This window comes from Streptomyces chiangmaiensis (assembly GCF_036281785.1).
Classification (GTDB): Bacteria; Actinomycetota; Actinomycetes; order Streptomycetales; family Streptomycetaceae; genus Streptomyces; species Streptomyces chiangmaiensis.
Genome location: NZ_JAYWVC010000123.1, coordinates 1 through 25,402, shown reverse-complemented (window position 1 = coordinate 25,402; position 25,402 = coordinate 1). Strand labels below are relative to the sequence as shown.

The window sequence follows — 25,402 nt, the reverse complement described above, 5'->3', positions numbered from 1 at the left end:
CGGCTCACGCCCCGACGGGGTGACGGCGCCAGCTGACGGGCGAACTACCCTGGTCTGGAAGGTCAACGGCCCCTATCCGGTGCACCGAGGATGTCCTCGCGAAACTGTCGGCGTTCATTCGTCAGCCCGCCGCGCTTGCACAATGGGTTCGAAGGTCAGCCGCCCCGTCATGTAGCCGGAGCCGTCCTTGCGCCAGCGCGAGCGTATCGTCAGTGGTCAACTCGGACACACATCTTGTACATGCTGCCCAGTTTCCGGGCAGCAGAGATCGTCGCCCGTTCCTGGCATCCGGGGCGGGCGTTCGGCGTATTGGGGTCTCCTTTCTGCTGGCGCGGGCGGGGGCGTGTCAGCCGATGAAGATCCTTTCTCTGGTGGGTGTGTCGGCGGTCAGGGTCTTGGAGTGCGGGTCGTAGCTGAGAGTGATTCCAGCAGTACGGAGCAGCTGGGGGATCTGCGTTTCATCGGGCGGTGGTGGGCCGAGGGTGGCGGTGAGCCGGAGGGCGAGTGCGGGGAGGTGGGGCTGGATGCGGTGTTCGCGGACGAAGGCGTTGCGAGGCCGGTGGGGCTGGCGCTGTTGGGCTGTGGTGTGGCCGTGGCGGCAGCGGTACGCGGGGTGCCCGTTCGACCAGCAGGATTTCATGCGGCGACTGCAGAGGTCGCAGTGCAGGATGCCTGACAGTTGGTAGGTGCGCCCCGGGGTGGCACGGCGGGCGGTGCGGATGTTCTGGGCGGCAGTGAAGTCGGCTTCGCTGACGAGGGCGGGGTGGGCGGGGGCAGTGGAGACAGCCCACTGGTCGGGGGCGTTCCAGCGCATGATGTCGCGGGTGCCCAGGGTGGTGTTGTCCGGATCGAGGAGCACGTGGTCGGTGCGCTGGCGGTTCCAGACCTGGCGGCCGGTGTAGCGGGGGTTGGCGAGGATGGCCCGAACCGTAGTGGCGGTCCACTGGGTGCCGGTGCGGTGGGGGTTGGGGGCGGGGTCGGTGGCGGAGGGGTTGGGGATCGCGGCATCGTTGAGGGCTCGTGCAAGGCGGGCGGTGCTGCGGCCGGCGAGGCGCTGGTGGAAGATCCAGGTGACGATGGGACCGGTGCAGGGGTCGGGGTCGAGGCGGTGGATGCGGACGCCGCGGCGGGCCAGGGCGCGGTTGGGGTGGGGTCCGGCGTCGATGAGCCGGTAGCCGTAGGGCGGGCGCCCGCCGAGGTAGCGGCCCTGGTCGCGGGCCTGGACGGTCATGGCGGTGTGGGCACGGATGCGCGCGCGAGCGACCTCGCGTTTCGCGAGGATGCCCAGCAGGACCATGAGCTCCTCGTCGCCGAGACTGTGGCTGTCGGCGGCGCCGCCCAGTTCCGGGATCCACACGGTGACGCCGTAGTACTCGAAGAGCGGGGACATGACGGTGAACTGGTTCCCGTAGAAGGCGCGCTCGCTGGAGCCGATGACGATCGCGTCGAAGTTGCGGTCGGGGTCGGTGAGCGCCGCGAGCAGGGCGCCGGCCTCGGGGCGGCGGGCCCACGGCACTGTCCGACTGCGGCCGATGTCGAAGTACTCGGCGGTGATGCGCCCGTACCCGGAGGTGAGCGCCTGCGCACGAAGAAGCTGCCAGGCGCGGGAAGTGGCGGGGTCTTGGTGGTCCTCGGTGGAGACTCGGCCGTAGAAGGCGAAGCGGAGAGCGGTTGGCGCAGGCTTGTCGGTGGCCGCAATGGCCTGCCGGGCAATCCAGTGGTCCAGGGTGTGGGTGTCCCCGGCAGTGGCGGGCGGTTCGGATGCGGGCAGGGGCTGCTGGATGCTTCTTGGGGCCATGTCGGACACCTCCGGCAAGGTTGTGCTGGGGCCGGATGACGTGTTCAGTGTCCGAGCGTGCCGGAGCACGGGGCGCGTTTCGAGGCGCCTGGTTCACCGGGACGGGGGAAGGGGACTTGACATCAGGTCCCTTGACACGACCGAATGCGGGGACGTCACCGCAGGTCGCACAGGCCAGCCGTGAGGACGGGCAGGATGTCCTCCGGTGGCCTGGGGCCTGGGCTGGTGTCACCTCAGGTTAGGCCGGCCTGGTCGAGTCGGGTCAGAAAGCTGGTCTTGCGCCGGTGCTCGTCGCGCAAGATGGTCAGGTACGCGGCGAACTCAGCTTCGGTGCCCTGTTCGCGGTGGATGGTTCGGAGCGTCTTGAGGTGTCGGACGGCGTACTGGTAGCGGTACTTGTTGCCGGTCTCGGCCAGGTAGAGGTCGACCAGTCGCCGGTACGGGGTGATCGTGTCGGCGGGATGGGTCGTGCGGCGCTCCTCGATGAGCTCCTGGAGGGTGTACTTCGACAACTCGCCGAGATGGCCGACAGCGGTCTGCCAGGCCTCCTCTGATCGTCCTGCTGCGCGCAGGCAGCTGATCAGCTCACGGACGTAGGCGGGACTCTCGGCCACGCGAGTGCGGAGCAGGTCAAGAGCCCATGTGACGGTGTCTGGGCTCTCCAGTTCGGAGGCGGTCCTGGCGAGCGGTTGGAACGCGGCGAGGACCGTGGTGCGCGCGAAGGCGTCCCGGTGCACGGCGAGTGCCTCCTCGTGCCGACCGGCCGCGACGAGGAGGTCGACGAGTTCGTCGTTCAGCTTCGGCAGGTAGGGGCTGCCCGGGTGGGCAGCAACGCCTCGCCGGGCCCAGTCGGTGGCCTCCTCGGGCCGGTTGGCTGCACGCAAGGCACGGACGATCTTCACATATTGGTCAGGGCCGGTCAGGAACTTGGCGAGGACGGCAACGTACTGGTCAGTGTCTCCGGAGACTTCGGCGAGTTGTTCGCGCAGGTGGCGGACGCCGTAGACGGTGCCCCAGCTGTCCTTGAGGGCTACATCCTCAGCGCGGGTATCGACCATGTCCGCCAGGTGCGCCTGTCCCACGTCGCCGAGCGCGGCGGCGAAGTCGGCCAGGCGGATGTCAGGCCAGCCGGGGCCGTCGAAGACGGTCTTGGCGATCCAGCTCGCCAGCGTCTTCGGGTTCTTGGGCGGGGCTGCGGTCAAAGCTCTCGCGTACATGCCGGTCAACTCGCGCAGCACATCCCCGGCCATGCCGGAGGAGTCGTCCAGATACATCAGCGCCGTTGTGATTCGCTCGACTGCCTTTCGCAGCTCAGGGGCCACCAGCGCTGCGTGGCCCGCGTCCAGTAGGCGCCCGGCCTCCTCGTGCACCGCCCATGCCGTGTGCACGTACTCCCGGTGACCGGCGTACGGCCCGCGGCGCTTGTCTCGCCGCAGTCCGTCAACCAGCCCGCTCAGCGTCGCCGTCTCCCTCATCCACCCATCCCAGCACACGAGGGCGCGGGTAGGCTGCCGAGCCGTGAGCGAGTACCAGTACTACGAGTTCCTTGCCGTCGACCGCCCGCTGAGCGAGGAGGAGCTCAGGCAGGTACGGGCGCTGTCTACCCGCGCCGACATCACCCCGACCCGCTTCGTCAACGAGTACCACTGGGGCGACTTCCGCGGCGATACGACGAAACTGGTGGAGCAGTTCTACGACGCCCACCTGTACTACGCGAACTGGGGCAGCCGCCGCCTCGTCCTGCGCCTGCCCGCCGGCGTGCTCCCGGCCAAGAAGGCCGCCCAGTACGCCATGGAGGAGTCGCTGAGCGTCTGGACCCGCTCCGGGCACATACTGCTCGACTTCTCCCTGTCCTCGGAGGACGGCGAGGAGTGGGACTTCGAAACGTCCTACGCGCTCTCGACGTTCGTGGGGCTGCGCGCCGAGCTCGCAGCTGGCGACCTGCGGCCGCTTTACGTGGCCTGGCTCGCCGGGCTCACCGCCTGGGAACTGGCTGAGGACGACGAGGAGGAATACGCCCTCGAAGTCGAGCCGCCCGTCCCCGCGGGTCTGGCCTCGCTCACCGGCCCCCAGCGGGCCCTCGCCGATTTCCTGTGCGTCGATGCGGACCTGCTGACGGCCGCTGCCGAGAGCAGCGAGTCGGCCACCGCGGACGCCGTGGACCGCGCAGCTCTGGCGGCCTTCATCGCCGCGCTCCCGGCCGCCGAGAAGGATTCCCTGCTGCTCGAGGCCGCGCTCGGCACCGCTCCTCTGCCGAGCCACCGACTCCTGGCCCGCTATCGCGCCACCACCGCCCCCGGCCCCCATGCCGGAGCCAAGCGGCGCACTGCCGCCCAGCTACTGGACGCCGCCTACCGTCACCGCACCGAGCGCCGGCAACGCGAGAAGGCGGCCCGAGCCGCAGCCGAGCAGGCCCGGGCGCGCGCCGCTGCCGAGGCCCGTGAGGCGCATTTGGACCAGCTTGCGCGGAACACCGGCAAAGCGTGGCGTGACATCGATGACCTGATCGCCCAGAAGAAGGCCGCCGCCTACGACGCCGCCATCGCACTCCTGCGAGACCTCCGCGACATTCAGACCCGCACCGGGTGCACCGCCGACTTCGACCGCCGAGTCGGCGAACTGCGAGCCGCACACCGGGGCAAACCCTCGCTGATGCAGCGCTTCGACAGCATGGGTATTCCCAATCCCTGACCAACCCCGAGGGTCCGCCGTCTGCCGGTGCACCTCGGGTCTCACACCGCGCGCTCAGCGAGCATCCCGCACCGCGGCTCATTTCCGACAGGACTGGCGCAGTCTCACGTTGAACTGTCAGCGAGCAGGTCCCCGGCTCGGCGGGCGAACGCCGGAACCCCGGCACAAGACAGTCACGGGCGGCCGGCCCTTGCCGGCCGCCATCCGTCGAGCGTCGCCATGACCTCGTCGGGCTGCTGGTCGAACAGGGCGCACAGGTACGGGTCCGGTGGGGTCACGCCAACAAAAGAGCGGTGGGCCAGCTTGAGGTGGAGCCGGCTCCAGGAGCGCGCGATGGCGGTGCTGCGGTATCGGAGGTCTCCTCGCTGACGCCATCGGTGTCCAGGGGCGCGGTCACCACCGTGTACTCGATCACCCGCACCGTGGTCCGCTTCCCGCGCGCACCGTTGAGTTGGGAGAGGTAGCTACCGTCGGCCAGCATCCGCTCCACCGGCAAGGTGAAGGAGTCCTAGACACGCCACAGGAGTTGGGCTGCGGGTGCCGAAAACCTCATCCATAACCTGTGACGTGCAGGTTCTCCGAGGGTCGCGAGAGCCGCCCGTGCGCCCGGTCCCCGCACGGACCGTCGTCAGCCCGCTATTGCACCGCCGGGACCCGACCGCGACCGTGACCGCGCGATGAACGGTATTCTCCCGGCCCATGGCAGCGAACCGCATGAACCGCGAGGAATTCTTCGCCCAGTTGGCCGGCCTCGACGAGGAGCGGTTGAAGAAGGCGCTGTGGAACCTGTACTGGCGCGGTGCCGCGCCCGTGCGTGAGCGGATCGAGGCGGAGATCGCGCCCGCGGCGAGCGTGCCCAGGCCTCGCACAAAGAGCGCGCCGGTGGACCCGCAACAGGTCCTGGCACACGTACAGGAGTTCGTAGGCCTGGCCCGCGCCGGTTCCTACCTCGCTGGCGACCGCAAGGTGAGCCCCACCGAGCGGTCCCGCTGGCGGTTCACATTCCGACGCCACGCCGAGGCGGCCCGTGAGGCGCTCGCGGCCGACGATCCGCGTCCGGGCGAGGATGCGGTCACCGCGATCGTCGACCTGGCCTGCTACTGCAAGACCTACCAGTGCTTCCGTTCCGATGATCCGATGGAAGCCGCGAAGTTCGTCGCCTCGGATGCCGTCGCCGCGCTGTGGGCCACGATGCTGCAGCGCCACGGCCAGGTCGAGTTCGCGCAGCGGGCCATGCCGCAACTGGTCCGCTGGGAGTCGCGCTACGGCTGGACGCTCCGCGGCTTCGGCCAAATACCGGAACAGGAGACGCAGCTGGCCGTCGTCCTCGAACGACTGCTCCCGGCTCCCGACGCATGGGTGGCATGTGCAGAGCAGTACGTGGACGCCCTCGACCGCGTTGCTCAGACGCAGCAGAGGGCGACGGATCGTCGCGGCTTCGGCTACTCGGGCGCCGCGCACGAGCGCAAGCGCCGTGCCGACGATCTGCTGGACTGGCACGGCATGCTGCTGGAGCGGCTGCCGGACTACGACGCCGGCCATCTGCTCGACAAGATTGCCGTCCACCCGGCGCTGGACGGCGGCTACCTGCTGCTGTTCCGGGCCAGGCTCGCGCTCGCACGCGGCGACCTCGGGCAGGCGCGGGCACTGGTGACGCAGGGGCTGAACGACCTCCCGGGCCTGGACACGCTCCACGAGCTGGCGGCCGAGATCGGTGCCGATGTGCCAGAGCGCGCGCGGGGCGTCCGTGAGCGCCTCCGCATCACCGTGTCCCGCTCCTGAAGCCCGCGTTCCGGGTGGGGTTCCCGGCGACGCCTCCACGCAATCTTGATCCGGGGAGGCTTCCGTGCCCGGACCGCTCCGGGCCGCCTGAGCTGACTGGACTGTCGGCGCCTGGCTCCGCGCAGCCACCGGATACAGGACCGCTACGCTCGGCCGACCGCGGAGGCCCCAGCGCCCGACCGGATGGATCCTTCCGCATCCCTCCTGTGGTCAGACACCCCATGCCGCTTGACATCAAACGTCATGGGGTGTCTGACACGCCGACCCGGCGATCACCTCTCTGGGCTGCGGATTCTGTTCGCCTTCGACCCGTGGCGATCGAGCGTTCTGCTGGTAGCGGGGGATGAGCGGAACCGCTGGACCGAGTGGTATGCGGAGGCGATTCCGCTGGCCGAGCAGCGGTATGCGGACTACGTGAAGATCCGTACCGGGGGGGGAGGGTGCGCCGTGACCAGTCACTTGCGGTGGAAGGACATCCGTGCCGCGCATGCTGAATCCCGCGGGATGATCTGACGTTTTGTCAGGAGCGACTGTGCGGGTCGGGGGGTTGGCGTTGGTATCGTTGCGGCGTGTCCGGAATCCGGACGCTTGATCCTTACTGGGTGCGGGTGATCTTCAGGCGGGAGGCGGTCGAGCCGGTGCTCTCGTCGGATCAAAGCGCGTACGACAGCGAGGGCTTCGAGGAGTGGGGCACGGGTACGACTCGGCTGTCAGCGAGACTGTGACGCGGCTCGTCGCCGAACCCACCGCCTGCGGTGGGGCAGGGGTATGCGCCCGGCCGGGGCTTCCGGCTTCGGCTGACCGGCGATGCCAGGGCCGTACGGGTGGAGGCCGCCGACGCCCGTACTGAACGCCTTCCGGCCGCCGCGCTCCTGGATGCAGGCGCCGACGCGGGCCGCAACCGGCAGTTCGTGGCCCGGTTGGCGACCGCTGATACTTCCTGCGGGTCGGCGTCCCGGGCAAGACCGTCTGGGCCGAGTCCGAACTCCCGGTGGCGGAACGGTAGTCACGGGGGAGGGGAGCGAAGGCCGCCGTGGCGTCGCGTCCGGGCCGGGGCGCTCCCGGGGCGCTTACGCTGTCCGGGTGAGTTCCAGGAAAAGCCGCCGTGCTCGATCCACGTCCTCCTCTCCTCGCGCTGCCCGCCGCAGCGGGAATCCCGCCCGTCGGGCGCGGGCGGCCGTCGCGCGATCCGCGCCGCGCGTACCGGCCCTGGCCCCCGCGCTGGCCACGATGGCGGAGAAGTGCGGCTCCTTCGCGCAGCTGCCGGACGCGCTGCACGCCGAGAGCTTCGTCAGCGGAGTGATCGGGCAGTTCCAGCACCGGATGCCTGACACGGCGGTCCTGTCCGACGTACTGCTCGACTTCGTCGACGCGCTGGAACGTACGGGCGGGCCCGAGCAGTACGCCCTGCTGCGCGCGCTCGCGGCGATCGGCCCGGCCAGGATCGCCGCGGCGGCCCGGGCCGCAGCGGACCGGCGCCCCTACATCGCGGACGTGGAGGAGAACGGTCACGACGGCGACGTCCTCCAGGCGGTCCTGGAACGGCGGAGCTTCGCTGTGCCATATCCCGGCGAGCGGCTCGTCGAGCCGGGCACTCCGCCGGAACTCGTCGTGAGGCTGAACGCGCAGCGGCCCGACGTTCCCAAGGACCGGGAGGCGATTGTGCTGTGCGAGCTGCTGGCCCGCGGGCTCGACCCGGCGGAGTACCCGTACCACGTCCATGTCGTCGAACAGCTCTGGGCCGATCAGCCTCGGGAGGTGTGGGAGAGCGCCCAGCGGCTGCGGGCGCGCGGCCTGTCCCGGGAGCGGGTCCTGGAGCTCCTCGCGGGGGCGCTCGGCCCGCATGTGCGCGAGCTTCCCGTGGGTAGGGGCGGGGTCGGTTTCGACCTCAAGGAGTATCTGGACTCTCTCGCCGCTCTGTAGGGCCTGACCGGCGTAGGGAAGACCGGAACGGCCATGCCCTTGGCTCACGTTCGGCGTCGCCGGTCGGCGTGAATGAACGCTGTGGATTTCAGCGAGGATGACTGGCGGGCAGCGGCCGGGCCCCGTTCCCGGACTCCTGAAGGACCCCGAAGCGCTGAGCTGCGCGCTCTTCGACGCCCTGCCCCGGATCGGCCACGCCATCACCGTCTCGGGCCGACTGGAGTCCTTCTTCTCCCATGAGTACGGCTGAGCTCGCGGACGTGGATCAGCCCCCGGTGCGGCGACGACTCCTGGTCCCGGCCGGCATCCGCCTGGACTGGCTTCACGGCGTGCTGCGGGCCACCATGGGCTGGCAAAACTACCACATGCACGAATTCGTCATCGCGGGCACCCGCTACGGCACCCTGGCCCACCCAGGAGCGGGACCGGGAGCCGACCGCGTACCCGAACCGTCAGGCGTGTACCTGGCGGCAGCATCAGACAGGACGGGTTACGTGGAGTCTCTCGCGGCTCTGTGACAGAGAAGAGCGTGTCCGGGCCGCTGGCGGCCGGCGTGGTGCGGCCGCCTGCCAGACTGGAGGGACCACACGGCGCGCGGGCAGGAAGGCGACAGCACCAATGGGCAAGCGCAACCAGGAACGACGCAAGGCGAAGCAGAAGCAGCGCCGCCAGCAGGCACGGGGGCAGGAGCGGCGGCAGTCGACGCGCTCCGGGGCGGCCTTCGGATTCGGCGGCACCTTCGGCGGCGGTGCGCAGGACGGGCCGTTCGCATTTGTGCCGCCGCCGCGCGCGCCCTCACTCGCCGATGAGCTGGAGCGGGCGGTCCACGAGGTGATCGAGGTGCCTGAGGAACACGCCGAGCGGGAGATCGCCGCCGCCGCGTCCTGGCTCGCCTCCGCCCAGCGGCGCAGGCCGGCTCTCAGTCGGGCCGTGCTCGCGATGACCGACCGGCTTTTCGGTGCGCTGTGGCGCGCCGGCTGGCAGCCGGCTGACGTCGTACGGGCCGTACGCAAGGAGCTGAAGCCCCGTCATGGCCGCTTGGCGGTGGACCTGATCGCCGCAGAGGCGCGGCGGTACGCGGCCCGGGGGCTTGACCACCGTTGGGCGGCGCAGCTGAACGAGCTCGAGGCGCGCGTGTGGTGGGAGTCCGACGAACAGTGGCTGCCCGGCGCGGCCCTTCGTGAGAAGGCGGACCATCTCGATGTCGCGCGCTGCCTGATGGAGCTGCTGCGGTTGCTGTCCTGGCTGCCTGCTCTCGAGCTTCTGTGCCCGCCGCCGAACGCCTCCTCGACCGCTGCGGCGGCCCGGCCCGCGTCTCCTGAGGCGGCGCGGATACTGGGGCGTATCCGCGCCCTTCTGACGAAGGCCGAGTCGACCGAGTTCCCCCAGGAGGCCGAGGCGCTCACCGCCAAGGCCCAGCAGCTGATGTCCGAGCACAGCATCAGCGAGGCCCTGTTGGCCGCGCGCGGCGGACGCCGGGACACCCCGGCCGGTATCCGGGTGGGGGTGGAGAACCCGTACGAACAGCCCAAGGCGATCCTGCTCGAGGTGGTGGCCCAAGCCAATCGCTGCCGCTCGGTATGGTCGAAGAACCTCGGCTTCGCCACGGTCATCGGCTTCGAGGCGGACCTGGACTCGGTGGAGCTGCTGTACACCTCGCTGCTGGTCCAGGTGGCCGCGGCCCTCCAGGCCGAGGGCGGACGCACGCATGTGGGCGGTGGCAGTCGTACCCGGTCCTTCCGCCAGTCGTTTTTGACCTCGTACGCGACCAGGATCGGCGAGCGGCTCACCGAGGCGACCGCACAGGCCACTGACGCGGCGGTGGCCGCGTCGGATGTCCCGGGAGCGTCAGCGCGGGCAGGTGCGGGTACGCCCGGGGTGCTGCCCGTCCTCGCCGCCCGCCACCGGGCGGTCGAGGAGGAGACCGAACGGATCTTCCCTCAGATCTCCTACTCCCGGTCCTCGGGCATCAGCGACTGGGAAGGCTGGACGAGCGGTCGCGCGGCAGCCGACCGCGCGAGCCTCGGCACCGACAGCGGGGCCTTGCCCTCCCCCTGACCAAAACCCTGCGCCATGCACTTCCGGCCTCGGCGGCGCTGCCCTTCCCGAAAACCTCATCCGCCCTGGTGGGAGCCGGTGTGCACGGTGCACGGGATCGTGGTGGTGGTCGCTCGTGGTGGCGCTCTGGCGCGGTTGCCGATGGGCGCGGCAACATGATCGATCGTGCTGCTGCGACTGGCCTATCTGGGTGTGACGAACGCGTTTGCCATGCTGCGCTTGCTACCGATGAGTGACCGGGACAAGGACGTGGAGATCCTGGCGCTGCGCCATCAGATCACGGTGCTGGAGCGGCAACTGGGCGGGGACAGGCCGCGGTTACGGCCGAGCGATCGGGCGTTCCTGGCCGCCTTGCTGCACCAGCTCCCCCGGGACGTGCTGCGTCGGTTGCGGCTGTTGGTGCGACCGGACACGGTGCTTCGGTGGCATCGCGACCTGGTCGCACGTCGCCACGCGGACAAGTCTCGGCCGAAGCGCTCGGGCCGGACGCGGACCGTCCACTCGATCAGGGCCTTGGTGCTGCGCCTGGCACGTGAAAATCCCACGTGGGGCTACCGGAGGGTGCACGGCGAACTGCTTGTGCTGGGGATCAAGGTGGCTGCTTCCACGGTCTGGGAGATCTTGAAGGAGGCTGGAGTCGACCCGGCGCCCGAGCGGGGTTTGAGCACGCGGGCTGACTTCCTCCGCTCCCAGGCCGATGCCTTGCTGGCGTGCGACTTCTTCGAGACGGTCACCCTGACTGGGGCGCGGTTGTACGTGTTCGCGGTGATCGAGCACGCCAGCCGCCGGGTCCGGATTGTGGGCGCGACCGCGCACCCGTGCGCGGTCTGGGTGGTCCAGGCGGCGAAGAATCTCGTCATGGACCTGGAGGACGCGGGTTGCCGAGCGCGCTTCATGATTCGGGACAGGGACGGCAAGTTTCCTGAGCTGTTCGATGCCATCCTGAAGGAGGCGGGAGTCGAGGTTGTGCTCGCCGGAGTCCAGATGCCGCGAATGAACTCGATTATGGAGAGGTGGGTGCAGACGTGTCGGCGTGAGCTGCTGGACCGCACGTTGATCTGGAACCAGCGCCACCTCTGCCATGCTCTGCGGGAGTTCGAGCGATTTTACAATTCCCATCGGCCGCATCAAGGCATCGCAAACGCCCGACCGCTGCACCCCCTGCCCCAGGCGATCAACGATCCAGAGCAGATCACCCACGTCGACATACGCAGACGCGAGCGCCTCGGCGGCATCCTCCACGAGTACGAACACGCCGCGTGACCTGGGCGGACGAGGTTTCCGGCAAGGGCACGGTGCACTGACCCGGCGCCAGGGTGACCTCCTGGAGGACGAACTCGGTGGGCCCGCCGGTGGTGAGCGTGAAGCGCTCGGCCATGGCCAGGTCGGGACGACAGGATTTGAACCTGCGACCCCTCATGACCCCCAGGGCGCGGCAACACTCCGTAGCCATCCCTACAATATCCGTAGCCTCCAGCTCGGTGCCAGTACACAGCGGTACGAGACCGTCAAGAGACGCATCGCAGACCTGCGGTGAACCGGTTGGTGACCCGACACTTCGGCGCTACGGAGCACGGCCATAGAGGCTCACCGGCGTCATCCCCCGCAGCAGAGTGGCGGGCAGCGTGGCACCTGTGGGGGCGATCAGAGGGAGATGGCGTGTACGCCGGGCAGGTCACCGAAGGCCGCTTTGGCATCGCTGGTCACGATCGTGCGCGCGGTCGCTGCAGCGGTCGCTGCGATGATCAGGTCGTGGGCACCGCGTGGCTGTCCGGCACGGCGGACATGAGCCAAAAGGCGGGCGTGAACGCGAGCGGTGTCGGCGGTGTAGTCCTCCACCGGGACCAGCGCGAGCATGCCGTCGACGAATACCTGGCGCTGGTTGCGGTTGGCGTCGTTGGCCAGCTCCACGCCGAACTGCAGCTCGGCTACAGTCACGGCCGCGAGCGCCACGTCGTCATCACCCTCCAGAAGCGCCGCGAGGTCGTTCACACCGCGCTCGGCGCGGATGAGGACGCCGGTGTCGAGGATCAGGCGTCGGGCCACGTCGCGCTCATCTCGTCAGAGAGCGGGTCGCGGGCGGAGGCGACGTCCTCGGCGAAAGCCGGGTCGGGTCGGTGGCTGGCGAGGAACTCCTTCAGCGCGGCACCATTACCGGCCGAGGCCGGGCCAAGCACGGCCAGCCGCCGCCCCCCACGCGTGATCACGATGGTCTCGCCGTGCTCGGCACGGTCCAAGACCGATGCGAAGTTCCGCGACACCTCGGTCGCTGTCATCGTCTTCATGGAATCAGAATATCTGATTCCCGCTGTTCGGGATAGATTTCCAAGGGTGAGATACCTGCGCGCACCCTCAGCCTCAGCCTGCGGGGGCCGAAAATTGGGGCGCGCCCGTGACCAGCGATTTCAGCCAAGACCTCGTTGATCAATCCGAACGCGGGCTCCAAGTTGAATGTTCCCCGTCCGCCTCCGCTGCGCACCTCTGCAGGCTGTCCGAGAGTCTTCCGAGATGCGAGGATGAATTATCGGCACATGCGCACCACAGTGTCGCGGCAACTTCTGCCGCGTCCGGCGGCTGATCGCGGACACGCAGTGCTCGACACCAACAGGAACACAGCCTTGGATCCAGAGCAACCAACGTCAAGAGCAACCAGCCATCAGAACGAAACGGCAAGACAGAGCGGGCCCGACATGTCCGGCAGCGAAAGCGAAAACCCAGTAATCCTCTCCCCGACTCCCACGCCGACTCGGCCCAGGACGAACAAGGACTGGTGGCCGAGTCAGCTGGACCTCTCGATTCTCCACCAGCACTCGCCCCTCTCCAACCCGATGGGCGAGGACTTCAACTACGCAGAAGGGTTCAAGACACTCGACATTGACGCGCTGAAGCAGGACATCTTCAAGCTGATGACGACGTCGCAGGACTGGTGGCCTGCCGACTACGGCCACTACGGGCCGCTCCTCATCCGGATGAGTTGGCATGCCGCCGGCACGTACCGCATCGCCGACGGCCGGGGCGGTGGCGGCACTGGCGCGCAGCGCTTCGCCCCCCTCAACAGTTGGCCCGACAACGCGAGCCTCGACAAGGCACGCCGGTTGCTCTGGCCGATCAAGCAGAAGTACGGCCGCAAGATCTCCTGGGCTGATCTCCTGATCTTCGCCGGCAACTGCGCGTATGAATCGATGGGGTTCAAGACGTTCGGCTTCGGCTTCGGGCGAGAGGACATCTGGGAGCCCGACCAGATCTTCTGGGGGCCCGAGGACACGTGGCTCGCAGATGAGCGCTACAGCGGCGACAGGGAACTCGCCGAACCGCTCGCCGCCGTGCAGATGGGCCTGATCTACGTGAATCCGGAGGGGCCCAACGGCAGCCCGGATCCGCTGGCTGCCGCCAGGGACATCCGAGAGAGCTTCGGTCGTATGGCGATGAACGACGAGGAGACGGTTGCGCTCATCGTCGGCGGCCACACGGTCGGCAAGTGCCACGGTGCAGTCGATCCCCAGTACATCGGTCCGGAACCCGAGGCTGCCCCCATCGAGCAGCAAGGCATCGGCTGGAAAAACACCTTCGGCAGCGGCAAGGGCTCCGACACGCTCACCAGCGGGCTGGAGGGCGCATGGACCAACGAGCCGACGAAGTGGGACAACGGGTTCCTGGACAACCTGTTCGAGTACGAATGGGAGCTGACGAGGAGCCCCGCCGGTGCGAACCAGTGGACTCCCAAGGATGCCTCGGCCCAGGGCGCTGTGCCCGATGCTCATGATCCGTCGAAGCGGCACGCCCCCATGATGCTGACGACGGACCTTGCGTTGAAGCTGGATCCGATCTACGGGCCGATCACGAAGCGCTTCCACGAGAATCCGCACCAGCTCGCCGACGCGTTCGCCAAGGCGTGGTTCAAGCTGTTGCACCGTGACATGGGACCCATCTCGCGCTACCTCGGCCCGTGGGTTCCGGAGCCGCAGCTGTGGCAGGACCCCGTCCCCACAGTCGATCACGAGCTGATCGCGGAGGCGGACATTGCTGCCCTCAAGGGCAAGATCCTCGCATCGGGACTGTCCATCTCCCGGCTGGTCTCCACCGCTTGGTCGTCGGCGGCAAGCTTCCGCGGCACCGACAAGCGTGGCGGGGCCAACGGGGCGCGGATCCGCCTTGCGCCGCAAAGAAACTGGGAGGTCAACAACCCGGCCGAACTGGCCAATGCGCTGCAGACCCTTGAGCAGATCCAGCAGGAATTCAACCTCTCACAGTCCGGCGGAACGAAGGTCTCGCTCGCTGACCTGATCGTCCTGGGCGGGTGCGCGGCCGTCGAGCAAGCGGCGAAGAACGCCGGGCACGACATCACAGTCCCGTTCGTGCCGGGGCGTACGGACGCCTCGCAGGAGCAAACCGACGTGGAGTCGTTCGCCGTGCTCGAACCGACCGCAGATGGGTTCCGCAACTACCTCCGAGCCGGGGAGAAGCTGCCGGCAGAGACCCGGCTGCTGGACCGGGCCAACCTGTTGACGCTGACCGCTCCCGAGATGACGGTTCTGATCGGCGGCATGCGGGCCCTGAATGCCAACTTCGGGCAATCCCAACACGGCGTCTTCACCGACCGGCCCGAGACGCTGACCAACGACTTCTTCGTGAACCTGCTCGACATGGGCACGGAGTGGAAGGCATCCGCCTCGGCTGGGAACGTGTTCGAGGGTCGGGACCGTGCCACCGGCGAGGTCAAGTGGACCGCCACCGCCGTCGACCTCGTTTTCGGGTCGAACTCCCAGCTTCGAGCCGTCTCGGAGGTCTACGCGTGCGACGATGCGAAGGAGAAGTTCGTGCGCGACTTCGTGGCCGCGTGGGACAAGGTCATGAACCTCGATCGGTTCGACCTCGCCTGATCCCGGTGTCCAGGTCGGCCGCTCATCGGCCGACCTGGACATCCTCGATCGGGTCTCCGACCTCGCGGTGGTCGAGGGCGATCGAGTAGTGGCCCTCGCTGTACAGAAGCACTAGTAGGACTCCGTTAGGGCGTGCAGATGATCAACACGCATTTTTGATCTTGCTTGAGGTCGTGTGTGGGGCAAGGAATGCCGTGATGTCTGTGGGTGTGCGGAAGCGCGCCGTGGAGGCGGTGATGCGGTGAGTTCCTCGGGGAGGGTGTCCCGATTGGCCCGGGTCACCTGGACGAGGGTGACGTCAGGGCGCTGCTTGAGGGGCGTCGGTGAACGGGTCACTGTGCGCGTGGACTGTGGCGACGATGTCGATGTCGGACTCGAACAGGCACCGGACCGTGTCCTGGAACGCGGTGCACGCCAGCTCCATACGCCCGAGCTCGTCGATCAGCACGACATCTCCAGGAGCGGCTCGCGCTAACGCTGACCTGAGTGGCGGCAGCGCGACCCGCTCCATGACGCCAAGATCGACGCCGTACCGGCCCACCCGCGGTGGACCGGGGAAGTCGACATGGGCGAGTACGGCTCGCTGACCGCCCTTAAGCGTTTCCAGCGCGAAACCGCTCCGGGTACCGCCGTGCCGGATCTCCTCCGTGGTGAAGCCGACAGCCCTACGGGTGCGCAGAAGGGCGGTCAAGCGGCGGACAACGGTCGTTTTGCCCGAGCTGGGGCGCCCCTCGAGCAGGATTCTCGTCGGCATCGTGTGCTCCGTATCAGGTCCCTCTTACGGGTTCCCGGTGCGCTGGTCGGCGTACTCGGCCAAATGGGGTGTTCGCGCGCCTGGCCGGTGCTGGCCGCGCTGTTCCGGGTAGAGCCGCGCGTATGACTGGAATTGAGCTCAGGAGCGTGGCATTCGACGACCACGCGGCGATCCCTCGGCGCCACAGCGGGGAGGGCGATGACGTCTCGCCACCGCTGACCTGGTCGGCGGTGCCGGACGGTACGTCAGAGTTGGTTCTGCTCTGCGAGGACCCTGACGCCCCGGGCGGGACGTTCCTGCACTGGCTGGTCACCGGTATCGATCCCGGGAGTACCGGTACGACGCAAGGGGAGCCGCCCCCTGGCGGTCAGGAGTGGCCCAACGGTTTCGGCCGGACCGGCTGGGGCGGTCCGATGCCTCCACCGGGGCACGGGGCGCACCGCTACTTCTTCCGCCTGTGGGCCGTGTCGGAGCCGCTTCCCCTGCACGGCCGGCCGACAGCCGACGCAGTGCATCGTGCCGTGCAGGGCCGGGAGTTGGCGAGTGGCACGCTCGTGGGCACATATCAACGCTGACCACCGGTGCGGGCGCTGGATGTTTGCCGGACGCCGTTCGGGTCCCGAGTGCCGCATTGCTCACCACCAGGCGCGCCCGGCCAGCAGGGTGTCCATGGTCAGCTCGACGCGCTCGCCGTTGGCGTCGTAGCCGAACATGCGGGTGGGGGCGTTGAGCGCCTCGGTGTGGCTGGGATAGGTGAAGTAGAGGAGTTCGCCGCAGTGTTCGGCGGCGTCGTCCAGCATCGACTCCTGGCAGGTGCCCAGCACCGTGATGCCGTATTCCCGCGTACTCCTGGCCAGGGCTCCGAGAACCTCCTGGCGATGGTGTGTGCCGAGGGAATCGCCCAGTTCGTCGAGGATGAGCACGCGGCCGCGTGGATGGGGCGAGGCGAGGAGCGCGGCCAGGACGAGATGGATGGAGAACAGCTTCTCCTGCGCCGAGTTGGTGATGTTGTCGTAGGGCAGCAGGGGACCGTGGGGACTACGCCGCCAGTACGGTGTCACTTCGCAGCGCCACACGTCCTGCAGGGAGGGCGGCGGGGTGAGCGCGCGGTGGAGTTCGGCACCGTACAGGCCGGCGTCGCGGTTCAGCGTGGCGAGGGCGTCTTCGATGTCCTCCAAGGCCTGTTCGAGCCGCAGGGCGATGCTGCCTTGCATGGTGCGCAGGCTTTCGCGAAGGTCGGCGACTTTCTGCTCGGCGAAGGCGATCCGGTCGGCGCGCTCGGCGCGCTCGGCGGCGATGCGCTGGGCGGCCGAGGCGTCGGACTCGGCGAAGCGGTCGAGCCAGTCCTGCAGAGCTCGGGCGGGCGCTTCGAACGCGGTGGCATCGGCGACCGGGCGGCCGGCACTGTCGTCACCGAGATTGCTGCGGCGCCGGACGGCATCCTGGAGTGCGGTGGTCGGCGCGCCTGCACCGGTTTCGGTGTCGATAGCGACCGCTTCGAAAGCGTGGTCGAGGTGACGGCCGGCCCGCTGGCGCAAGGTGCTCTCGGTGCGGCGTTCGAGTTGCGGGGTTTGCCCGCCCACGACCGGGGGTGAGGTCGTGGGCCGGCGCAGGGCGCGGAGGGCGGCTTCGTGGCTGCCGCCGCGCTCCTGCCAGTAGATGATGTCGAGAGCGGCGATCTGCTTCTCCAGGGCCGCGTGTTGTTCGGCGGCCTGCCGTTCGACCGACCGGGCCCTGTCGATCACGTTCTGGGCCTGGGCGTGCTGCAGAGCGCGGGTCGCGTGGGCGACGACCGCTTGCTGCAGGGCGCTCCCGGCGGCGTCCCTTGCCTGCTTGCGCCCCGCGGTCCTGCGCTGGAGAGCGGCGAGTTCGCGTTCGAGCGCGGGGCGCTGCGACCGCAGGTGAGCGGCGAGAGCGATGGCCTGCAGGCGGCGGACCAGTTCGTCGCTCTGCGCTTCGGCTTCCCTGGCCTGGTCACACAGCCGGTGCGCTGCGGCGAGGTCCTGTTCGGCCCCTGCCACCTCGGTGCGAAGGCGGTCGACGAGGGCGGCCCGGCCGGTGAACGGTTCGGTGAACCCGCCCAGCACACACAGGTCGAGGGCGTCATCGACCGCGGTGTCCGGGTTGTGTTCCAGGCGCATGCGCGTGGCCAGGGCATCCAGGAAGCCCCGCACGGGGTCGCCGCCATGTCCCTCCGTATCATCGTGTACGGCGATCAGGACGGCGCCCGGCTGGTCGGCCAGGGCTCTGCGGGCGGCGGGGACGTCGGATGACCTGATGCACACGGCGTCGCCGTACAGCGCCAGGCGCGGCTCCCATGCCGAGCGCTCCGCGCGGGGCAGGCCGAGCCCGTCGAGCAGGCCCGTGGCGCTGATTCCTGCCTTGCCCAATGTGCTGATCGTCCGTCCGGCGGCGCCGTAGCGTCCTTCTTCGGCCTGGGAGAGGTCGTCGCGGGCGTCCTGAAGCCGCTTGCCGGCCTCGGCCACGCGGACCTCGCAGGCGACCGTGCGCTGATGGGCCCGTTGCGCCTCGAGGCAGGCATCGTCGAGATCCCCCCGGGCCCCGGCCGCAGCGTCCTCGGCTTCTTGGAGTGCCTGGTTGTGCGAGGCGAGCCGGTGACGTGCACTGCACTCGTCGTCGTGGGCCTGATCCAGCAGCCGCTCGGCGGTCTGCTTGGCGAGTTCGGCCTCGTCGCGCTGGTGCCCCAGGCGGGTAGGGTCCTCGAGCGCGTGCTGAACGGCTTCGGCTGAGGCACGCTCGTCCCGGGCTCGCGCGAGCGTCTCGGCTTGATCGTCCAGCGCCGCTTGCAGCTGCTCGGCACGCTCAAGAGCGTCGAGCAGCCCGCGGGCGTAGTGGAGGGCCCACAGGTCCTGAGCGCGGGCAAGTTCCTCGCGTGCGCTGCTGCGCTGGGTGACGGCGCGCAGGGTTCGTTCCTCGATCGCGTGACTGTCGGCGTCCTCCGTCTGGCTGGTCTGCAGCTCGTGCCCCGCTTCGCTCAGGTCATGGCGTAGGGCGGCGTCGGTATCGAGCAGGGAAGCGCGGCCGGTGAGCCCGATCAGTGCGGTGCCGATGCCGGCGGGGGTGAACAGGCCGGTGTCGAGCTTGAGCAGTGACGGCCCGCCGCGCCGTTTGCCCCGGGAGGTCAAGGAGGCGAGGCAGCGGGGGACGGGTCCGTACAGGGCGGTCGCGTACTGGGTGGCTCCCAATGAGGACGCCGAGGGCAGTCCGCGGTAGATCTCGGTGGCCTGATGGTGGCGTTCGTCGTCGTCCTGGGCGGTGGCCAGGTACACGCCGGGCGCGTGCCGGACCTCGACATAGGTCGGGGTGGCAGACAGCTTCATCCATACGGTATGGGCGGTGCTGGCGACGTCGTCCGGGGCGGCGAAGAGCCCGGCGATGTAGCCGCTGGTCGCCGGGGCGTAGCCCTGGGCCGCCACCCCGGCGGTCTGCGGCTCGAAGAGCAGATCCGCGACGGTGGCCGGACCGCTGCTGTGCATCCGCCATTCCGGATCGCCCAGGAGCAGGGCGACGGACGCCAGCCAGCTGGTCTTCCCGGACTCGTTCGCATCCCTGGGCCCTTTTCCGGAGACGGCGACGAAGCAGCCGGGTATGAGCCCGACCGCGGTGGAGGGATGCCGGGCGATGTCGAAGGTCTGGACGCACAGCAGCTGCCGGTCGCCGATGATCCCCAGGCTCATGGGGGCATCGTCCGGGGGCAGCGCTTGGTGCGGCGGGGTGAGCGTGATCATGGTGCTGTCTCGCGCGAGGGGCCGGGTCGGCGGCCGGGATGCGGCTGCTCCTGGCGGCGCCGGCGGATGGCCCGTGCGTACATGGAGTCGGGCCGGGTGACCAGTACCAGGTCCTCCCACAGCCGGGCGGACTGTGCGTCGGTGAGGCGCAGCAGCGCCGGGCCGGGCAGCAGGGTGCGGTGGAAGCCCTCCCGCAGCAGGCGGCGTGCCTTGAGACGGCGTACCGCCGGACGGAGCTGCTCATAGGTGAAGTGCGGGTTGGCGTACAGCTCCTCGACGCTGGTACCCGGCCCGTCCGTGAGCCAGGAAGCCGAGCCGTGCACGCCACGGGCTCTGGGAACCGCCACTGTACGCAGCAGCACCAACACCAGCACCGCCCTGTCCACAGGGGGCAGGACGCCGATACCCTCGGCGGCCAGGCGCTCGGCCACGCTGTCGTCGTAGCCGCTGGTGAAGCCCTTCGTCCCGTGGTGCTCGCGGATCAGCAACACGCGACCCAGCGCGGCCAGGCGGCGGGCGACGACCGCCCGCAGCGCATCGCTCTGCAGCGCGGGAAACGCCTCGCGGGGCACGAGCCCGTCGGTGGTTTCCACCGCGGCGACGACGGCCTGGACCTGTGCCTCGTCGTGGTCGGAGAGCGGCGCCTCATTCATCCTCGTCCTCCCACATCGGCGGCGCGTCCTCGTCCTCCCACATCGGCGGAGCAACGTCGGGGCCCGGCAGCAGGTTGTGGAAGCGCCGCATGGTCTCGGCGAAGGTGTCGGGCAGCGCGGCCACCGCCGGCCCCAGCCGCAGCCGGCGACCTTCGCGGACGATCAGCAACAGCCATTGCAGTTCGCCGTCGAGCGCGGCCTTGGCAAAGTTCACATCCAGTCCGATGTCACCGGCCATGTCCAGGATCTCGGCTCGCTCGAAGGGACGGCCCGGGTACACGGGCATGCTCGGGTCCGGCCATGCCTGGGCCAGACACAGGGCAAAGGTGATCGTCTGGGTCGGGGTGAGCCGGGTGACGGGGTAGGTGCCGAGTTCCTCGGGAACCGGAGTCTCCGACCAGCCCAGCACGAGTGCACGGCCGGGCGGGCCCGGAGGGCCGACGGCACCGGCCGGTGCGGACCACGGGCAGTCGCACTCCACCAGACTGCGCCCTGCGACATGAGCCACCTCGTCAGCCTGCGCCACAAGGCTCGCCGGAAGACGGTCAGGGGGGAGTGCGCCGCTTGCCCGGGCGGCGGCGAGGACCAGCGCCGCGTCAGGGTTCTTCATCACCTTGCTCGCTTGCCACCAGGGCCGGCGACCGAGGGACCGCCGGGGTGTGTGTACGGTGCACCGTGACCGGGTGCAGGTGGGTCACCCACGCCTCGCGGTCGATGATCAGCTCGGTGCCCATCTCCAACCGGTACGGGGCGTGTGGATCGGCATCCAGCATGATCAGGTCGGTAAGGAGCCGGACGGCCCGCGGCCACCGCGAGCGACGCAACTCCTCCGTCATCTCGGCCCGGTCCTGCTCCAGGAGCATGCGGTCGGCAGCCCGCTCACGCCGTGCCCGTTCCTGCGCCGCGCGCTCGGCCACCGCGCCGAACGGATCCCGGTCGGCAGACCCCTTGGGCACCGGGGGCCGGTAGCGCACCCGGTGACGAGGCACGAACGCCTCCAAGGCGTCCACGACAGCCCCGGCGTCGAGCCACACCTGCGGCGCGTCCGCCACCAGCGCGAGGCCGGCCTCCGCGAGCTGCTCCGCCGGGGCGTTCCGGGCGGCCTCCAGGTACTCCTCGGCCGACAGGACATCGAAGGCCAGCGTTGTCCCGGCGCGGTCCAGCACACGCAGCAGAGCCTGTGCGGCCCAGTGCGCGTATCGCTGCTCGGCCTCGACCATGACGAAAGCCTTGTGGGCGAGGTCGACGTCCTTCGGGAAGTGGCGGTTCACATCGTGATTCAGGCGTAGGACCCGTTGGTCCAGGTCCTGATGGTGGTACTGCCACTGGTCCTCCATCAGCTCCTTCAGCGTCCCGTCGAGGACCAGCGCTTCCAGCTGCACGGCGAATGTCTGGAACACCCACTGGCAGAACACGATGTTGTGGGCGACCGCCTCTCGGTCGGCGTGGTTGCGGTCGAGAAGTTCCTGCGTACGGTCCAGTAGGGCGATCAGCTCGTCGATGCCGCCGCGGCTGTCCAGCCGGTCGCAGATCATGAGGAAGACCGTGCCGAGCGGATGGAAGGAGTGCCGCAGCTGGTGCTTCTTGGACCGGTGGGGACGAATGAGCCGCTCGCTCTCGAAGACCTCCCACCGGGACTCGAATGCCTCCATTGAATAGGCGGGAGAGGCGTGCTGCGTGATCCACTCCCACACCTGGGTCTTCGTAGCCCCGCCCTGAGCGCTGTGAGCAGCGAACCCTTCCGCGATATCCCGGGTGATCCGCAGATGCACACGGTCGGTGACCGTGCCCCCACTGTGCCGGGCAGCCGCCCCCACAAACGTCCGCAGGTTGTCCGACTGCTGTGCGTCGCTCAGCCGCCGGTCTGCGTCAACATGGGTGTCGTCGTGCACGGGACTCATGCCGGTGCCCCCTTCACACAGGGCCCTCCGTGTCATCATCCCCACACCATGCCCGGCTGCTCAAGAGCATGCACGCCCGCCGACAGGGGGCCGGGACGCTGGTGGACGGCCCAGGCCCGGTTGAGGCGCCCGCGGCGCACCCACACCGTCCCCGCGCGGCGAGGCGTCCCAGCGCGGTCAGCGACCCGCGCGACACCCCCGCAGCCACATCGACAGGCAGACGCATAGCGCCTTCACCCAGCACAGGAAGAAGAGACGATCGTGCGCGACACGATGATGACCCCGGGCAGTCCCCGGCGAAAGGAACTGGTCATGACGCGACGGATCCGCTTCAACGGCACGGGCAGTGGAGACACCGGATGCCCCGCCATCCACGAAGACCTCGACACCGGAGAGGTAATCGTCCACGGGCCGCCCCTCACAGACCCGAAGGACATCACCCAGCTTCAGCACCTTGGCGATGGCGAGACGCCGATCGTCGTGCCGCGCGAACTCCTCGTGGACTGAGGGCCGAAGGACATGGTGCGCGATGCGAAGATCATCGACCTGGCTGTGTTCAACGGACTCTTCGAGAAGTTCAAGCACTCGGCCTGGCGCCTGGAGACGCGCCGTAGCTACGCGTCGGACGAAGCGACGGATGCGTACGCGCAGTTCGTTGAGAGCGGCAACGTCACCTGGGACATGGACACGTGGTACTGCCGCACTATCCGGGCCCAGGTTGCGGACGGCAAGACAGTCGGCCGCGTGCGCATCGTCGACAGCCCGCCCACCACCGGCCAGCGCTACCTCATGGTCAACGCGGAGAGGAACACCGAGCTGGGCGAGGACATCCGCAACCTGTGGCGGGCCGACGCCGAGGAGCTGCAACTCGGAGACGTTGACTTCTGGATCTTCGATTCGCGGCTCGTCGCCCAGCTCAACTTCGACGCCGACGACAACCTGGTCGGCGTCGAACTGATCACAGAGCCGGCCGAGGTGGTCCGGTACTCCATGCTGCGTGACGCCGCGATGCATCACGCTATCCACTGCGAGCGCTTCGCGGCCCTGCTGCCCGCGAAGGAGGAATAGGCAGGCTGGGTACCAGTGAGCACGGACTACCAGAAGGCGCGCGAGGCTCTAGGCGTACGCCTTCGGGAGCTTCGGCTCTCAGCACCTGGGGGCCGTCTCACCGGTACTCAGCTCGCCGAACAGCACGGCTGGCCAAAGTCGAAGGTCAGCAAGCTGGAGAACGGTAGGCAGACGGCGACACCCGAAGACCTCAAGCTGTGGACCGAAGCAACTGGGCAGCCGGAGGTCTACGACGAGCTCCTCGCCCGGCTGCGCGGCTTTGAATCGCATATCCGGTCATGGCGCCGACAACTCGCGGCAGGGCACCAGCCCGTGCAGGAGACAATCACATCCGAGTACCAGCGGTCCTCCATAGTCCACGGCTTCGAGAGCGTCACGGTCCCCGGCATCCTCCAGACCGCCGAGTATGCGCGGTCGATCTTCATGCGCTACGCCGAACTCCAGCGCTCGAAGCGCGACACCGAAGAGGCAGTGCGTGCCCGGATGCGTCGGGAGGAACTGCTCTACGACTCGCACAGGCGGTTCCGGATCTTGATCGGCCAGGCAGCGCTGCACTCCCTGATCTGCCCGCCCTCCGTGCTGCTTGGCCAGCTCGACAGGCTTTCCGGAATTCTGGGGATGGACACCGTGTATCTGGGGGTCATCCCCTTCGGTGCATCGTTGAAGCTCCCGCCCACTGGGGGGTTCTGGATCCATGATGAGCGACTAGTGACGGTAGAGACCTGGCACGCAGAGCTGTGGGTCGACGACTCCGACAGCATCGCCACCTACTTGCGCGTCTGGAAGACCTTGCAGGAGTCCGCGGTCTACGGCGCTGACGCCCAGAACGTGATCAACGCGGCGCTGAGGGCGCTGAACTCGCGCTGAGCGGCACTCCCCATAAGACGCCCAACCCTTGTCGAAGCGCCCCCGTACCGCTCCAGAATGCCTTCACAGCCTGTGAGCTGCAGCTTTGCGGGACGGTCAGCTGGCTCGGTGGTACTCGTTGATCAGTCCGGCGACGGCTTGCCGGCGTTCGATCCGGGCTGGTGGCAGTGGGATGACGTTGGCTTCGTTCAGGGGTGCGAGTTGGCCGCGGCCTTGATGCGGCCGGTGCCGGTTGAAGTGGCGCGCGTAGGCGTGGAGGACCTTCTCGGCGTGGCCGCGGTCGAAGAGCAGGAGCCGGTCGGTGCACTCCTCGCGTGCTGAGCGTACGAACCGCTCGGCGTGGGGGTTGCAGTTGGGAGAGCGCGGAGGGATTTTGGTGACGTTGATGCCCTCGCTGGCGAAGACGGCATCGAAGGCGGCCGTGAACTTCGCGTCCCGGTCGCGGACCAGGTGCGTAAACTCGCTTGCGCATGCGCCGAGTTGCCAGAGTAGTTGGCGGGCCTGCTGGGTGGCCCAGGTTGCGGTGGGGTGGGCGGTGACGCCCAGGATGTGGACGGTGCGGGTGCGGACCTCCATGACGAACAGCGCGTACAGCCGCTGCAGGCCGACCGTGTCGACGTGGAAGAGATCGGTGGCGAGCAGGCCGTGGGCCTGGGCCTTGAGGAAGACGGTCCACTCACCGCGCACCGGATGTCGGCGCGGGGCCGGCCCGAGACCGGCGGCACGTAGGGTCCGGCGGACGGTGGCCGGGCTGACCTTGTGCCCGAGGCGGCGGAGTTCGCCGTGGATGCGTCGGAAGCCCCAGCGGGGGTTTTCGGTGCCGAGCCGGGTGATCAGGTCGCGTAGCTCTTCGGGTATCGGTGGGCGTCCCGGCGAGGCGAGTTGTGTCCACTTGTTCTTGATCAGATGTTGGTGCCAGGCAAAGAGGGTGCGGGGGGAGACGATCCGATGCCGGCGTAGCGCCCGCGGGAGGAGTCGGGCGAAGGCGGTGAGTAGTGCCCGGTCGGGCCAGGTGGGCTTGGGGGCCGCGACCTGCCGACGCAGTACCGCGACCTCGTGTCGCAAGATCAGTATCTCGGCCTCCTTCGCCGCGGAGGATCGGGAGAGCAGAACCAGCCACGCGAAGATCCGCGTGGCGACCAGGTAGAGCATTCGTACGAACACAAGGTCCGATGGTGCCTGATCGCCCTACGAAGCGTTGTCCCAGCTCACAGACTGTGCAGCCCTTCTGAAGTGGTACGGGCGCGGACACACGTTGGTGGGACGGCCGGCTCAAGA

At 68.8% G+C, this 25,402-nt stretch carries 22 protein-coding genes and 1 pseudogene; 12 read left to right on the top strand and 11 right to left on the bottom strand.

Annotated features, from left to right (window positions below; genetic code table 11):
* Positions 1-346: 346 nt before the first annotated feature.
* Positions 347-1,798, bottom strand: coding sequence for a recombinase family protein (locus tag VXC91_RS28405; protein ID WP_329510201.1), 1,452 nt, complete (start codon positions 1,796-1,798; stop codon positions 347-349).
* 233 nt (positions 1,799-2,031) lie between these two features.
* Positions 2,032-3,273: a DUF6880 family protein gene (locus tag VXC91_RS28400; protein WP_329510200.1), complete on the bottom strand. Its 1,242-nt coding sequence runs from the start codon at positions 3,271-3,273 to the stop codon at positions 2,032-2,034.
* A 43-nt stretch (positions 3,274-3,316) separates the two neighbouring features.
* On the opposite strand from VXC91_RS28400, the gene VXC91_RS28395 reads away from it, so the two are divergent.
* Positions 3,317-4,489: a hypothetical protein gene (locus VXC91_RS28395; protein WP_329510199.1), complete on the top strand. Its 1,173-nt coding sequence runs from the start codon at positions 3,317-3,319 to the stop codon at positions 4,487-4,489.
* A gap of 274 nt (positions 4,490-4,763) precedes the next feature.
* Here the strand turns inward: VXC91_RS28395 and VXC91_RS28390 are convergent, their stop codons facing one another.
* Entirely contained in the window at positions 4,764-4,979 is a 216-nt protein-coding gene (locus tag VXC91_RS28390; RefSeq protein WP_329510198.1) for a hypothetical protein, read from the bottom strand.
* 209 nt (positions 4,980-5,188) lie between these two features.
* On the opposite strand from VXC91_RS28390, the gene VXC91_RS28385 reads away from it, so the two are divergent.
* The 7 genes from VXC91_RS28385 (at position 5,189) to VXC91_RS28355 (ending at position 11,515) form a co-directional block, all read left to right on the top strand.
* Positions 5,189-6,271: a hypothetical protein gene (locus tag VXC91_RS28385; protein ID WP_329510197.1), complete on the top strand. Its 1,083-nt coding sequence runs from the start codon at positions 5,189-5,191 to the stop codon at positions 6,269-6,271.
* A 569-nt stretch (positions 6,272-6,840) separates the two neighbouring features.
* On the top strand, positions 6,841-6,996 hold the full coding sequence (locus tag VXC91_RS28380) for a hypothetical protein (RefSeq protein WP_329510196.1): 156 nt from the start codon (positions 6,841-6,843) through the stop codon (positions 6,994-6,996).
* Positions 6,997-7,354: 358 nt separating this feature from the next.
* Complete coding sequence (locus tag VXC91_RS28375) at positions 7,355-8,194, top strand: hypothetical protein (RefSeq protein ID WP_329510195.1); 840 nt, start codon at positions 7,355-7,357, stop codon at positions 8,192-8,194.
* A gap of 97 nt (positions 8,195-8,291) precedes the next feature.
* Complete coding sequence (locus VXC91_RS28370; RefSeq protein ID WP_329510194.1) at positions 8,292-8,444, top strand: hypothetical protein; 153 nt, start codon at positions 8,292-8,294, stop codon at positions 8,442-8,444.
* The gene (locus tag VXC91_RS28365) at positions 8,431-8,712 is read left to right on the top strand and encodes an IS1096 element passenger TnpR family protein (protein ID WP_329510193.1); all 282 of its coding nucleotides are present in this window, start codon (positions 8,431-8,433) and stop codon (positions 8,710-8,712) included. Before VXC91_RS28370 ends, VXC91_RS28365 begins: the two co-directional genes overlap by 14 nt.
* A gap of 100 nt (positions 8,713-8,812) precedes the next feature.
* On the top strand, positions 8,813-10,252 hold the full coding sequence (locus VXC91_RS28360; protein WP_329510192.1) for a DUF2786 domain-containing protein: 1,440 nt from the start codon (positions 8,813-8,815) through the stop codon (positions 10,250-10,252).
* Positions 10,253-10,417: 165 nt separating this feature from the next.
* Positions 10,418-11,515, top strand: a complete 1,098-nt coding sequence (locus VXC91_RS28355; RefSeq protein WP_329510191.1) for an integrase core domain-containing protein — start codon at positions 10,418-10,420, stop codon at positions 11,513-11,515.
* A 381-nt stretch (positions 11,516-11,896) separates the two neighbouring features.
* Here VXC91_RS28355 and VXC91_RS28350 read toward each other — a convergent pair whose 3' ends face one another.
* Both VXC91_RS28350 and VXC91_RS28345 read right to left on the bottom strand, forming a co-directional pair.
* On the bottom strand, positions 11,897-12,298 hold the full coding sequence (locus VXC91_RS28350; RefSeq protein ID WP_329510190.1) for a PIN domain-containing protein: 402 nt from the start codon (positions 12,296-12,298) through the stop codon (positions 11,897-11,899).
* On the bottom strand, positions 12,283-12,537 hold the full coding sequence (locus tag VXC91_RS28345; protein ID WP_329510189.1) for a type II toxin-antitoxin system Phd/YefM family antitoxin: 255 nt from the start codon (positions 12,535-12,537) through the stop codon (positions 12,283-12,285). The genes VXC91_RS28350 and VXC91_RS28345 overlap by 16 nt, the downstream gene beginning before the upstream one ends.
* A 405-nt stretch (positions 12,538-12,942) precedes the next feature.
* Here VXC91_RS28345 and katG point away from each other — a divergent pair, with 405 nt between their 5' ends.
* A complete protein-coding gene (gene katG, locus VXC91_RS28340) occupies positions 12,943-15,132 on the top strand; it encodes a catalase/peroxidase HPI (protein WP_329510188.1) in 2,190 nt (729 codons plus the stop codon).
* Between the two features lie 298 nt (positions 15,133-15,430).
* Here the strand turns inward: katG and VXC91_RS28335 are convergent, their stop codons facing one another.
* Positions 15,431-15,886 (bottom strand): nucleoside-triphosphatase, encoded by a 456-nt coding sequence (locus VXC91_RS28335; protein WP_329510187.1) that lies wholly within the window; start codon positions 15,884-15,886, stop codon positions 15,431-15,433.
* A gap of 122 nt (positions 15,887-16,008) precedes the next feature.
* On the opposite strand from VXC91_RS28335, the gene VXC91_RS28330 reads away from it, so the two are divergent.
* The gene (locus VXC91_RS28330) at positions 16,009-16,461 is read left to right on the top strand and encodes a YbhB/YbcL family Raf kinase inhibitor-like protein (protein ID WP_329510186.1); all 453 of its coding nucleotides are present in this window, start codon (positions 16,009-16,011) and stop codon (positions 16,459-16,461) included.
* Between the two features lie 60 nt (positions 16,462-16,521).
* Here VXC91_RS28330 and VXC91_RS28325 read toward each other — a convergent pair whose 3' ends face one another.
* The 4 genes from VXC91_RS28325 to VXC91_RS28310 are packed head-to-tail and all read right to left on the bottom strand — an operon-like array spanning position 16,522 to position 22,189.
* On the bottom strand, positions 16,522-19,584 hold the full coding sequence (locus VXC91_RS28325; RefSeq protein ID WP_329510185.1) for a coiled-coil domain-containing protein: 3,063 nt from the start codon (positions 19,582-19,584) through the stop codon (positions 16,522-16,524).
* A 47-nt stretch (positions 19,585-19,631) separates the two neighbouring features.
* On the bottom strand, positions 19,632-20,288 hold the full coding sequence (locus VXC91_RS28320; RefSeq protein WP_329510184.1) for a hypothetical protein: 657 nt from the start codon (positions 20,286-20,288) through the stop codon (positions 19,632-19,634).
* Positions 20,281-20,898, bottom strand: coding sequence for a hypothetical protein (locus VXC91_RS28315; protein ID WP_329510183.1), 618 nt, complete (start codon positions 20,896-20,898; stop codon positions 20,281-20,283). Before VXC91_RS28315 ends, VXC91_RS28320 begins: the two co-directional genes overlap by 8 nt.
* On the bottom strand, positions 20,885-22,189 hold the full coding sequence (locus tag VXC91_RS28310; protein WP_329510182.1) for a hypothetical protein: 1,305 nt from the start codon (positions 22,187-22,189) through the stop codon (positions 20,885-20,887). The genes VXC91_RS28315 and VXC91_RS28310 overlap by 14 nt, the downstream gene beginning before the upstream one ends.
* 312 nt (positions 22,190-22,501) lie before the next feature.
* On the opposite strand from VXC91_RS28310, the pseudogene VXC91_RS28305 reads away from it, so the two are divergent.
* Together VXC91_RS28305 and VXC91_RS28300 are read left to right on the top strand one after the other, a co-directional pair.
* Positions 22,502-23,257 (top strand): annotated as a pseudogene (locus VXC91_RS28305) (DUF6879 family protein).
* Positions 23,258-23,272: 15 nt separating this feature from the next.
* The gene (locus VXC91_RS28300; protein ID WP_329510181.1) at positions 23,273-24,124 is read left to right on the top strand and encodes a helix-turn-helix domain-containing protein; all 852 of its coding nucleotides are present in this window, start codon (positions 23,273-23,275) and stop codon (positions 24,122-24,124) included.
* A gap of 96 nt (positions 24,125-24,220) precedes the next feature.
* On the opposite strand, the gene VXC91_RS28295 is transcribed toward VXC91_RS28300, so the two are convergent.
* Positions 24,221-25,288 carry an integrase core domain-containing protein gene (locus tag VXC91_RS28295; RefSeq protein ID WP_329510180.1) on the bottom strand — a complete coding sequence of 356 codons (1,068 nt, stop codon included), beginning with the start codon at positions 25,286-25,288 and terminating at the stop codon, positions 24,221-24,223.
* Between the last annotated feature and the right edge of the window lie 114 nt (positions 25,289-25,402).

What these genes read in the sequence shown, in the direction of transcription:
- VXC91_RS28325 (WP_329510185.1), bottom strand. Translation starts at nt 19,584, where the DNA reads ATGAGCCTGGGGATCATCGGCGACCGGCAGCTGCTGTGCGTCCAGACC.
- VXC91_RS28370 (WP_329510194.1), top strand. Translation starts at nt 8,292, where the DNA reads ATGACTGGCGGGCAGCGGCCGGGCCCCGTTCCCGGACTCCTGAAGGAC.
- VXC91_RS28405 (WP_329510201.1), bottom strand. Translation starts at nt 1,798, where the DNA reads ATGGCCCCAAGAAGCATCCAGCAGCCCCTGCCCGCATCCGAACCGCCC.
- VXC91_RS28330 (WP_329510186.1), top strand. Translation starts at nt 16,009, where the DNA reads ATGACTGGAATTGAGCTCAGGAGCGTGGCATTCGACGACCACGCGGCG.
- katG (WP_329510188.1), top strand. Translation starts at nt 12,943, where the DNA reads ATGTCCGGCAGCGAAAGCGAAAACCCAGTAATCCTCTCCCCGACTCCC.
- VXC91_RS28315 (WP_329510183.1), bottom strand. Translation starts at nt 20,898, where the DNA reads ATGAAGAACCCTGACGCGGCGCTGGTCCTCGCCGCCGCCCGGGCAAGC.
- VXC91_RS28345 (WP_329510189.1), bottom strand. Translation starts at nt 12,537, where the DNA reads ATGAAGACGATGACAGCGACCGAGGTGTCGCGGAACTTCGCATCGGTC.
- VXC91_RS28400 (WP_329510200.1), bottom strand. Translation starts at nt 3,273, where the DNA reads ATGAGGGAGACGGCGACGCTGAGCGGGCTGGTTGACGGACTGCGGCGA.
- VXC91_RS28365 (WP_329510193.1), top strand. Translation starts at nt 8,431, where the DNA reads ATGAGTACGGCTGAGCTCGCGGACGTGGATCAGCCCCCGGTGCGGCGA.
- VXC91_RS28335 (WP_329510187.1), bottom strand. Translation starts at nt 15,886, where the DNA reads ATGCCGACGAGAATCCTGCTCGAGGGGCGCCCCAGCTCGGGCAAAACG.
- VXC91_RS28385 (WP_329510197.1), top strand. Translation starts at nt 5,189, where the DNA reads ATGGCAGCGAACCGCATGAACCGCGAGGAATTCTTCGCCCAGTTGGCC.
- VXC91_RS28320 (WP_329510184.1), bottom strand. Translation starts at nt 20,288, where the DNA reads ATGAATGAGGCGCCGCTCTCCGACCACGACGAGGCACAGGTCCAGGCC.
- VXC91_RS28360 (WP_329510192.1), top strand. Translation starts at nt 8,813, where the DNA reads ATGGGCAAGCGCAACCAGGAACGACGCAAGGCGAAGCAGAAGCAGCGC.
- VXC91_RS28310 (WP_329510182.1), bottom strand. Translation starts at nt 22,189, where the DNA reads ATGAGTCCCGTGCACGACGACACCCATGTTGACGCAGACCGGCGGCTG.